The organism is Micromonospora rubida, from assembly GCF_009908295.1.
Taxonomy (GTDB): Bacteria; Actinomycetota; Actinomycetes; order Mycobacteriales; family Micromonosporaceae; genus Micromonospora; species Micromonospora rubida.
Genome location: NZ_JAAALO010000001.1, coordinates 270,190 through 280,491, shown reverse-complemented (window position 1 = coordinate 280,491; position 10,302 = coordinate 270,190). Strand labels below are relative to the sequence as shown.

Genomic DNA, 10,302 nt, shown 5'->3' with positions numbered 1-10,302 from the left:
GAGCGAGATCATGCAGTCTCTGATGACCCGGGGCCAGCTCAGGATCGCCGCGGCGCGGCGGCCCGACCACGCCCGGCACTGGCGCGACGTGCTCACCGCCGGCGCGGACCGGGTCGGCTTCCCCGCCGACCGCACCCCCGCCCCCGGCGCCCCGGCCCGCCCGCAGGCCGTCACCGTGCCCCTCGGCGCCGCGCTGGCCGACCGGCTCGCCGTCGCCAGCCGGGGCGCCGAGCCCGCCCGGTACGTGCTGGTGGCCGCCGCCGTGGCGGCGCTGCTGCGTCGCTGGACCGGCGCGTCGGCGCTGCTGGTCGGCCGCCCGGCCGACGGCGACGCGCTGGCCGGCCTGTTGCCCCTGCCGGTGACCGGCGGCCCCGACGTCAGCTACCGGGACCTGGTTGGGCAGCTCCGCGCGGCGCTGCCCGAGGCGCAGCGGTACGCCGACTACCCCGTCGAGTTGCTCGCCGAGGACCTCGCCCCGCACGCCGAGGCCGACCGGCACCCGTTTCTCGACGTCGCCGTGCACACCACCGACGCCGCCCCCGACCCCCGCGTCGGCGTCACCGTGGCGGTCTCCGTCGCCGAGCTGACCGTGCACCACGACGCGGCCCGCCACGACCGGGCCACCGCCGACCGGATCGCCGGGCACCTGCTGCTCCTGCTGACCGCCGCGCTCGCCGCCCCGGACGCCCCGGTCGACGACGTCGCCCTGGTCACCCCCGCCGACCGGGCGGTGCTCGACGCGATGAACGACACCGCCGTGGTCCCCAACACCGCCACGGACCCCAACACCGCCACGGACCTCGCCCTGCGCCCCGACGCCTGGGTGGCCCGCCGGGCCGCCGAGACGCCCGACGCCGTCGCCGTGCGTACCGACGAGGTCACCTGGACCTGGGCGGAGCTGGACCGGCGGGTGGCCGCCCTCGCCGCGACCGTGCGGGCGGCCGGCGCGGGCCCGGAGACCGTCGTCGGCGTGCTCGCCGAGCGGTCGCCCGCCCAGCTCGCGGCGATCCTCGCCGTGCACCGCGCCGGCGCGGCCTACCTGCCGGTCGACCCCGGCTACCCGTCGGCCCGGATCGGCTACCTGCTGGCCGACAGCGGCGCGGCGCTCGTGCTGGCCGCCGACCCGGCGGCCGTCCCCGAGGGCGTCCCGGCGCTCCCGCTGCCGCCGCCCGACGCGGCGGTGACCGCGCCGGAGGCCGACGCGGTGGAGGCCGGGCCGCCGGCGGAGGCCGACGGGCGGGACCTGGCGTACGTCATCTACACCTCCGGCTCCACCGGCGCCCCGAAGGGGGCGATGATCGAGCACGGGTCGCTGGCCAACCGGCTCGCCTGGATGCAACGGCTGCACCCGATCGGCCCGGACGACGTCGTCCTGCACAAGACCCCCACCACCTTCGACGTGTCGGTGTGGGAGCTGTTCTGGTGGGCCCGCGAGGGCGCGTCGGTGTGCCTGTTGCCGCCCGGCGCGGAACGCGATCCGCAGGCCATCGTCGCGGCGGTCGCCGCGCACGGGGTGACCACCCTGCACTTCGTCCCGTCCATGCTGGGGGCGTTCCTCGACTGGCTGGCCACCGCCGACACCGCGCCGCTGGCCGGGCTGCGCCGGGTCTTCGCGAGCGGCGAGGCGCTCGGCCCACACCACGTCGACCGGCTCGCCGCGCTGCTGCCGCACGTCACCCTCGTCAACCTGTACGGCCCGACCGAGGCCACCGTCGACGTCACCCACCACCGCTGCGTGCCCGGCGCCGACCGGGTGCCGATCGGCCGGCCGGTGGACAACACCCGGCTGCACGTCCTCGACGAGCGGCTGCGGGTCCAGCCGGTCGGGGTGCCCGGCGAGCTGTGCATCGCCGGCGTGCAGCTCGCCCGGGGCTACCTCAACCGCCCCGAGCTGACCCGGGACCGGTTCGTGGCCGCCCCGGACGCGGGGGAGGAGCGGGTCTACCGCACCGGCGACCTGGCCCGGGTGCTGCCCGACGGCACGATCGACTACCTGGGCCGCCTCGACCACCAGGTCAAGGTGCGCGGCCACCGGGTCGAGCTGGGCGAGGTGGAGGAGGCGCTGCGCGGCCACCCGGCGGTGAAGGACGCCGTGGTGGTGGCCCGAGACGGCAACCTCCTCGGGTACGTGCTGACCCACTCCCCGGTGGCCGAGCGGGCGCTCACCGAACACCTGTCCGGCCTGCTGCCCCGGCACCTCGTCCCGGCCCGGGTGGTGGAGCTGGCCGAGTTCCCGCTGTCCGGCAGCGGCAAGCTCGACCGGCGGGCGCTGCCCGACCCGCCCGCCGACGACCGCCCGTACGTGCCGCCGCGCACCGACGCCGAGCGGATTCTCGCCGAGGTGTGGGCCGACGTGCTCGGGGTGGACCGGGTGGGGGTGGAGGACAACCTGTTCGCCCTCGGCGGCAACTCCATCCACTTCGTCACCGTGCTCGCCCGGGCGCACGCCGCCGGGCTGGACCTCACCTTCCAGCAGATGTTCCGCCACCCCACCATCGCCGCCCTCGCGGCGGCCCCGGCGACCGGCGAGCGGCCCCCCACGTACGCGCCGTTCGACCTGGTGTCCCCGGCCGACCGGGCGCTGCTGCCCGACGGGGTGGTCGACGCGTACCCGCTGGGGCAGCTCCAGGCCGGGCTGATCTTCCAGAACGAGCTGGCCCGGGGCGCGGCCCAGTACCACGACATCATCAGCTTCCTGATCAGCGCGCCGTTCGACGAGGCCGCGTTCACCGGGGCGGTGCGGCGGCTGGTCGCCGACAATCCGATCTTCCGCACCAGCTATCACCTCACCGGGTACAACGAGTACCTCCAGCTCGTGCACGCCGACGCGCCGACCCCGCTGTGGGTGACCGACCTGCGCGGCCTCGACCCGGCCGAGCAGGAGCGCCGGTACGCCGACTGGCACGACCGGGAGCAGGCGTACCGGTTCGTCTGGCGGGAGCCGGGGCTGGTCCGCGTCCACGTGCACCTGTTCGCCGACGACCTGTACCGGTACAGCCTCAGCCAGCACAACTCGGCCCTGGACGGGTGGAGCATCACCCTGCTGCACACCCGGCTGTTCGACACGTACCACCGGCTGCGCGACGGCCGGCCGCTGCCCGAGCCGCCGGCCGGGAACCACTTCCGCGACTACATCGGCCTGGAACGCCGGGCCGTCGCCTCGGCCGCCGACCGGGACTTCTGGCGGGACGTGCTGGCCGACGGCGGGGTGACCGAGCTGCCCCGCTGGGAGCCGCCGACCGCCGAGGCGCAACGCCCGGTGGCCTTCCACGAGGTGGACGTGTCCGCCGGGCTGTCCGAGCGGCTGTTGTGGCTGGCCGACCGGCTCGCCGTGCCGCTGAAGACCCTGCTGCTCGCCGCGCACGTCAAGGTCATCGGCGCGCTCGCCGCCGAGGCGGCCGTCGTCACCGGGTACGAGCAGAGCGGCCGGCCCGAGTCCGAGGGCGCCACGACCGCGATGGGGCTGTTCCTCAACACCGTGCCGCTGCGCGTGGACCTCGGCGGCGGAAGCTGGGCCGACCTCGTCGGCCGGGTCTACCGGGCCGAGGCGGACCTGCTGCCGCACCGGCGCTACCCGATGGCCCAGATGAAGGCCGACGCCGCCACCACCGACCCGCTGTTCGAGACGGTGTTCAACTACACCCACTTCTACCTGCTCAAGCGGCTGCGGGAGCGGCCGGGCTTCGACCTGCTCGACGTGCGGGTCAGCACCGAGACCGAGTTCGCCCTGCGCGCCGAGTTCATGCGCGACTTCTTCACCGACGAGGTCCGGCTGAGCCTGCACTACCACTCGGCGGAGTTCAGCCCGGAGCAGGCGGCCGGGATCGGTGAGGCGTACCGGCGGGCCCTCGCCGCGCTGGCCGACACCCCGGACGCCCCGCACGGCGGGTACGCCGCCGGCCTGCCGCCGGCCCGGGTCACCCCCGCGCGGCGGACCTTCAGCCGGACCGCGCCCGCCCCGGCCGCCGGCCCCGCCGGGCGCACCCCGCCCGCCACCGACGTGGCCCGGCGCATCGCCGAGGTCTGGGCCGCGACCCTGGACGTGCCGGTCGACGACATCGCCGAGGAGGACAACTTTTTCGACCTCGGCGGGAACTCCCTCGCCGCGATGCGGGTCGTCGCCGCGCTGCGCCCGCTGGTCACCCTGCGGCAGCTGATGACCCACTCCGACCTCGGCCCGCTGGCCCGGGCCGCCGAGGCCACCCAGCCCGCCAAGCCCGCCAAGCCCGCCCAGTCCGCCGAGGCCCCCGCCGGCTCCGGCACGGGGTCCGGGTCCGGCGCGGCGGTCGCCTCCGGGTCCGGCGCGGCGGTCGCCTCCGGGTCCGGCGCGGCGGTCGGGGCCAGGGTCGCCCGGGCCGGCGACGACCCGCTGCTCCAGCCGCTGTCGCCGTCGGGCGTCGCCTCCGACCGGGTCCTGGTCTGCTTCCCGTACGCCGCCGGCAACCCGCTGGCCTTCCGTCCCCTCGCCGGGGCGCTCGCCGGGCACGGCGTGGCCGTGCAGGCGGTGGCCCTGCCCGGTCACGACCCCGGCAACCCCGAGCCGCTGGTCGACCTCGACGAGGTGGCCCGGCGGGTGGCCGACGAGATCCGCGCCGACGCCCGGGGCGAGGTGCTGCTCTGGGGGCACTGCGTCGGCGCGGCCCTGGCCGTCGAGGTGACCCGGCTGCTCGCCGCCGCCGGGGCCCCGCCGGTGCGGCTCTTCCTCGGCGGCAAGCTGCTGCGGGACGCGGCCGACATCGACGCCAGCATCGCCGAGGTGCGGGCCCTCGACGAGGCGGGGGTGGTGGACTGGCTGGTCGGGCAGACCGGCTTCACCGACCTCGACGGTCTCGACGCCGACCACACCTCGGCGCTGGTCGCCGCGTTCCGGCACGACGCGCTCGGCTCGCACGCGTACCTGCGGGACCGGCTCGACGCGCTGGCCGACCGGCCGCTGACGGTGCCGGTGACGGTGGTGCTCGCCGGCGACGACCCGCTCACCGCCGGCTCGGCCGACGAGCACGCCGCGTGGCGGCGAATCGCCGCCGACGTGACCCTCGAAGAGATCGACGGTGGGGGACACTACTTCTGCCGTACCCGCGCCGGGGAGGTGGCCGCCCTCGTCGGCGCCGCCGGCCCGGCCGCTCCGCGTGCCCGCCGCCCCGGGGAGGACCATGTCTGACCGCACGCCCACCAGCGCCGCCGAGCGGCCCGCGACGCCGCGCGGCGAGTTCGTCGCCGGGGCCCGCACGATGGTGCCGTTCCTGATCTCCGCGTTCCCCCTCGGGGTGATCGGCGGGACGCTCGGCCTGGCCAGCGGATTGTCCTACCTGGAGACCTTCGGGCTGGCCATGGTGGTCAACTCCGGCACCGCCCAGTTCATCGGCTTCAAGCTGATCGCCGAGGGCGCGGCGTGGCCGGTGATCATCTTTACCACCCTCATCCTGAGCCTGCGCATGCTGATCTACTCGACGCTGCTCGCCCCGCACGTGCGGGAGCTGCCGCAGCGGTGGCGGCTGCTGCTCGGCTTCGGGCTGATCGACGCGGTGTTCTTCGTCGCGTTCGACCGGATCAAGGGCGACGAGCCGGCCCGCCGCAAGAGCATGTTCTACTTCGGCGCGTCCGCCATCATGTACGTCAACTGGGCGATCGCCACGGTCGTCGGCATGGTCGCGGGGCACCTGCTGCCGGAGCGGCTGCGCGACGGCCTGGACTTCCCGATGACCGCGGTCTTCCTGGTCGTGCTCGCCGGGGCCCTCGCCGGCTGGAAGATCTGGACCAGCGCCGTCTCGGCCGGCGCGCTGGCCATGCTGACCCTCGGCCTGCCGTACAACCTGGGGTTGATCCTGGCCGCGCTCGGCGGTGCCTGCGTCGGCATGGCCTGCGAGCGGATCGAACGCCGCTGGTTCCCGCCGAAGCCCGCCGACCCGGCCGCCCCGCCGGACCCGTCCGACCCGGCCCGCCCGGTGGAACCGGAGGTCGCGGCGGGCGCGGCAGGTGCCGGGTCGCCGCCGGACGGGCCGCCGCCGGGGGCCGTGCCGCGCGGGCGCCCCGGTGAGCCGGTACGGGCCGGGGACCGGGCGGCCGACGCCGCCGCTGACGTGGACGGAAGGTGACCGCGATGTCGATGCTGCTGCTCATCCTCGGGATGGGGCTGGCCACCTTCGCCCCCCGGTACGTGCCGCTGCTGGTCTTCCGCGACCGGGAGCTGCCCGCCGACGTGAAGACGTTCCTCGGCTACCTGCCGCCCGCGCTGCTCGCCGCGATCGCGGTGCCGTCGGTGCTCGCCCCCGTCGACAACCGGGTGGAGATCACCGTGGTCACGATCCCGTACCTGGTGGCCGGGGTGGTGACCCTGGTGACCGGCCTCTTCGTCGAACGGTTCATGATCGTGTGGACCGTCGGGCTGGCGGTCTTCTTCGGGCTGCGCTGGTGGCTGGGGGCGATGTGACGACGACGGGCGACACCCCGCTGCGGCAGCCGCTGCGGGTGGCGGCGGCGCAGATCGAGGCGGTCGGCGGCGACCTGACCGGCAACGCCGCCGCGCACGCCGACGCGATCGCCGGGGCCGCCGACCTGGGCGCGAGCCTGGTCGTCTTCCCCGAGCTGTCGCTGTGCGGGTACGACTACCCGCTGCTCACCGCCGACGTCGCCCGGTGCGAGGTCGCCCCCGGCGACCCGGCCCTGCGTACGGTGGGCCAGGCCTGCCGGGACCGTGGGGTGACCGCCGTGGTCGGCGGCTGCGCCCGGCGGGCCGACGGCTGGGCCATCGCCGCCCACGTGGTCGGTCCGGACGGCGCGGTCGCCGCGACCTACCACAAGCGGCACCTCGACGCCGACGAGCGGAAGGTCTTCGTCCCCGGCACCACCGACACCCTCGTGCGGGTGCGCGGCTGGCGGCTCGGCCTCGGCGTCTGCTACGACGCCAGCTTCCCCGAGCACGCCCGGGGCCTCGCGCTGGCCGGCGCGGACGCCTACCTGGTGTCCGGCGCGTTCACCGTCGGCGACTCCGACCACCGCAGAAGCGTCTACTTCCCGGCCCGCGCCCTGGAGAACACCAGCTACGTGGTGTTCGCCAACTTCGCCGGGACGCACGGCGGGTGGCGGTTCGCCGGCCACAGCGCCGTGTACGCCCCCGACGGCCGTCCCCTCGCCGACGCCGGGGCCACCGCCGGCGTGGCCGTCGCCGACCTCGACGACGCCCGGCTGCGGCACCAGCGCGACAGCCAGCGGATGCTCGCCGACCGGGTCGCCCCCGCGCCCGCCCCGGCGCCCGTCGTCGTCGTACCCTGACCTCCCTCTCGCACTGACAACCGAAGGAGCACCCGTGACCGGCATCGGCACGACCGCGATCCACGGCGACGACGGGCTGAGCCCCACGGGTGCGGTGTCGCCCCCGATCGTGCAGAGCGCCACCTTCAGCGCCGAGACCGACGAGCAGTTCACCGAGATCGCCACGCAGACGCGCGGCGACGCCTTCTACACCCGCTACGGCAACCCCAACCACGCCCAGGTCGCCGCCGTGGTGGCCGAGCTGGAGGGCGTCGAGGCGGGCCTGGTCACCGCGTCCGGGATGGGGGCGATCACCACGATCGCCCTGGCCCTGCTCAACGCCGGCGACCACGTGATCGTGCAGCGCAGCACGTACGGCGGCACCACCTCGCTGACCACCGGGCTGCTCACCCGCTTCGGGGTGACCTGCACCCAGGTGGACCAGACCGATGTCGACGCGTTCGCCCGGGCGCTCACCCCACAGACGAAGCTGGTGCTGGTCGAGACCCCCAGCAACCCGCTGCTGGAGCTGACCGACCTGACCGCCGTGGTCGACCTGGCGCACGCCCACGGCGCGTACGCCGTCGTGGACAACACCTTCGCCACCCCGGTCAACCAGCGCCCGGCGGCCCTCGGCGCGGACCTGATCTGGCACAGCGCCACGAAGTTCCTCGGCGGCCACTCCGACGTCTCCGCCGGCGTCGTGGTCGGCCCCGCCGAGCTGATCGACCGGGTGTGGCAGACCTCGATCGTCACCGGGGCGACGCTCGGCCCGATCGACGCCTGGCTGCTGCTGCGCGGCATCCGGACGCTGCCGCTGCGGATGGCCCGGCACAACGACAACGCCCTCGCGCTGGCCCGGGCGCTGGAGGAACACCCGGCCGTCGCCCGGGTGCGCTACCCGGGGCTGGCCAGCCACCCCCAGCACGACCTGGCCACCAAACAGATGAGCGGGTACGGGGGCGTGTTCAGCCTCGACCTGGCCGGCGGCCGGCCGGCGGCGGCCACCCTGCTATCAGAGCTGCGGCTGGCCAAGCGGGCCGCCAGCCTGGGCAGCGTGAGCACCCTGGTGGTGCACCCGCGCTCGATGTGGGCGGGCATCGTCGACGCCGACCAACTCGCCGCCACGGGCATCGGCGAGGGCCTCGTGCGCGTCTCTACCGGCATCGAGGAAACACCCGACCTGCTCGCTGACTTCACCCAAGCCCTAAACACCGTCACCCACTAACCCACCGCCGCCTCACCCGCCGCCTCACCCGTCGACCCACCGCCGCAAATTCACGGAATTCGTGGCTATTGCGTGCGTCGAAGGCCACACATTCCGTGTAATTGCGCGCACCAGAGGTTCGTGGGGTACGGGGTCGGGGAGCCGTACGGGCAGGGCGTGCTGGACGTGGGTGAGGGGAACCTCGTGCACTGGGAGGTGTCCGGCGACCCGGGCGGCACACCGGCGCTCGTTGTGCACGGCGGGCCCGGGGCCGGCTCCAGCGCGGGCGTCCGCCGGCTGTTCGACCCGGCCCGGTACCGGATCGTCCAGTTCGACCAGCGTGGCTGCGGGCGCAGCACCCCGCACGCCGTAGACCCGGCAACCGACCTGCGGCACAACACCACGGCGCATCTGCTGGCCGACATGGAGCGGCTGCGCGAGCACCTGGGCATCGACCGCTGGCTGCTGTTCGGCGACTCGTGGGGCTCGACCCTGGGGCTCGCGTACGCGCAGCGGCACCCGGAGCGGGTCAACGCGATAGTCCTCGTCGGGGTCACCATGCCCCGCCGGTCGGAGATCGACTGGCTGTACCGGGGCGTCGGCCGGTTCTTCCCCGAGCAGTGGCGGCGGTTCGCCGACGCCGTGCCGGCCGCCGACCGCCCGACGGGCGAGCCGGGCCAGGGGCCGGCCGTCGACCTGCTCGCCGCGTACGCGCGCCTGCTGGAGCACCCGGACGCGCGGGTGCGGCACCGGGCGGCGAACGCCTGGCTGACCTGGGAGGACGCCGTCGTCTCGCTGGAACCCAACGGCAAGCCGGACGCGTACACCGATCAACCGCCGGACGACCGGCTCGCCTTCGCCCGGATCTGCGCGCACTACTTCTCGCACGGCGCGTGGCTCGACGACGACCCCCTGCTGCGCGACGCCGGGCGGCTGGCCGGCATTCCCGGGGTGCTCGTGCACGGCCGCCTCGACCTCGGCTCGCCGCTGGAGACGCCGTGGTCGCTGGCCCGGGCCTGGCCCGACGCGGAACTGATCGTGGTCGACGACTCCGGCCACACAGGCAGTGACGCCCTGCGCGGTCATCTGCGCGCCGCGCTGGCCCGGTTCGCCGCCCGCTGAGCCGCGCCTCGGTCGGTCCGGGTGGGCGGGGTGTGATGAGGGTCTGCCGGGCACCGGCCCGATCCCGTTCCGGCTGGTGGGGAGATAGCGGCTTCCAGTTCCGCTTCAACGTCTGACGATGGTCCGGGTCAGACCGGCCTCGTCCGTGCCGTCATGGCATGTCCGCGTATCGGAGGGGGAGCGTAGGCCGGGGCCGGCGCCACGCCAGGTAGGTCAGGATGGCGAACGTGATCAGAAGTGCCACTGCGCCGGGGATGATCAGCCATCCGAATTGATCGCCGACCTCGCGCACTCTCAGGCAAGGGTCGCTCCTGGCGTGGTGGACGGGGATGCGCTCTCCGATGCTCACGGCTTGGTTCGTATCGACCGTAGCGCGCAGGGTCGATTGACACAGCTCCCCACGGTCTGTCGTGAACTGAACCGTCAGAAAGGTTCTTGCTCCGCGATGCTCGACGCCGGCCACCTCAGCCACTGCGTCTGCTCCCCGGCATTCGTCTGCGATGGACCAGGTGGCCAGCGCCGTGAGCGTGATCGCTAAGGCCAGACCGAATGTCGAGAACACCCGCAGGAAGGTTCGGCTTATCCGTCGACGGATCATGGTCGGACTCTAGAAAGGGTCAGCAACGAACTGATGCGGTCGACGGCACCCGCCCCTGTCGCCCCTGCTGCTGTCAGCGGCGACGGTGACAGCAGCAGGGCCGGACGAGGAAGACGGGCCGTCG

7 protein-coding genes are annotated in these 10,302 nt (G+C 74.8%); 6 read left to right on the top strand and 1 reads right to left on the bottom strand.

Features of this window, described 5'->3' with window-relative positions; translation table 11 throughout:
- Window positions 1-10 precede the first annotated feature (10 nt).
- The 6 genes from GVV04_RS01235 (at window position 11) to pip (ending at window position 9,580) form a co-directional block, all read left to right on the top strand.
- Window positions 11-5,161, top strand: coding sequence for a non-ribosomal peptide synthetase (locus GVV04_RS01235; protein WP_161683872.1), 5,151 nt, complete (start codon window positions 11-13; stop codon window positions 5,159-5,161).
- Window positions 5,154-6,095: an AzlC family ABC transporter permease gene (locus GVV04_RS01230; RefSeq protein ID WP_161683871.1), complete on the top strand. Its 942-nt coding sequence runs from the start codon at window positions 5,154-5,156 to the stop codon at window positions 6,093-6,095. Before GVV04_RS01235 ends, GVV04_RS01230 begins: the two co-directional genes overlap by 8 nt.
- Window positions 6,096-6,100: 5 nt before the next feature.
- Complete coding sequence (locus GVV04_RS01225) at window positions 6,101-6,430, top strand: AzlD domain-containing protein (protein WP_128763597.1); 330 nt, start codon at window positions 6,101-6,103, stop codon at window positions 6,428-6,430.
- Window positions 6,412-7,272, top strand: coding sequence for a carbon-nitrogen hydrolase family protein (locus GVV04_RS01220; RefSeq protein WP_161683870.1), 861 nt, complete (start codon window positions 6,412-6,414; stop codon window positions 7,270-7,272). Before GVV04_RS01225 ends, GVV04_RS01220 begins: the two co-directional genes overlap by 19 nt.
- Before the next feature lie 34 nt (window positions 7,273-7,306).
- Window positions 7,307-8,479, top strand: a complete 1,173-nt coding sequence (locus GVV04_RS01215) for a trans-sulfuration enzyme family protein (RefSeq protein WP_161683869.1) — start codon at window positions 7,307-7,309, stop codon at window positions 8,477-8,479.
- 120 nt (window positions 8,480-8,599) lie between these two features.
- Window positions 8,600-9,580, top strand: coding sequence for a prolyl aminopeptidase (pip, locus tag GVV04_RS01210; RefSeq protein ID WP_161683868.1), 981 nt, complete (start codon window positions 8,600-8,602; stop codon window positions 9,578-9,580).
- A 151-nt stretch (window positions 9,581-9,731) separates the two neighbouring features.
- Here pip and GVV04_RS01205 read toward each other — a convergent pair whose 3' ends face one another.
- Window positions 9,732-10,178, bottom strand: coding sequence for a hypothetical protein (locus tag GVV04_RS01205; RefSeq protein WP_161683867.1), 447 nt, complete (start codon window positions 10,176-10,178; stop codon window positions 9,732-9,734).
- Window positions 10,179-10,302 lie beyond the last annotated feature (124 nt).

Coding starts and splice junctions, on each gene's coding strand:
- GVV04_RS01235 (WP_161683872.1), top strand. CDS start 11: ATGCAGTCTCTGATGACCCGGGGCCAGCTCAGGATCGCCGCGGCGCGG.
- GVV04_RS01230 (WP_161683871.1), top strand. CDS start 5,154: ATGTCTGACCGCACGCCCACCAGCGCCGCCGAGCGGCCCGCGACGCCG.
- GVV04_RS01225 (WP_128763597.1), top strand. CDS start 6,101: ATGTCGATGCTGCTGCTCATCCTCGGGATGGGGCTGGCCACCTTCGCC.
- GVV04_RS01205 (WP_161683867.1), bottom strand. CDS start 10,178: ATGATCCGTCGACGGATAAGCCGAACCTTCCTGCGGGTGTTCTCGACA.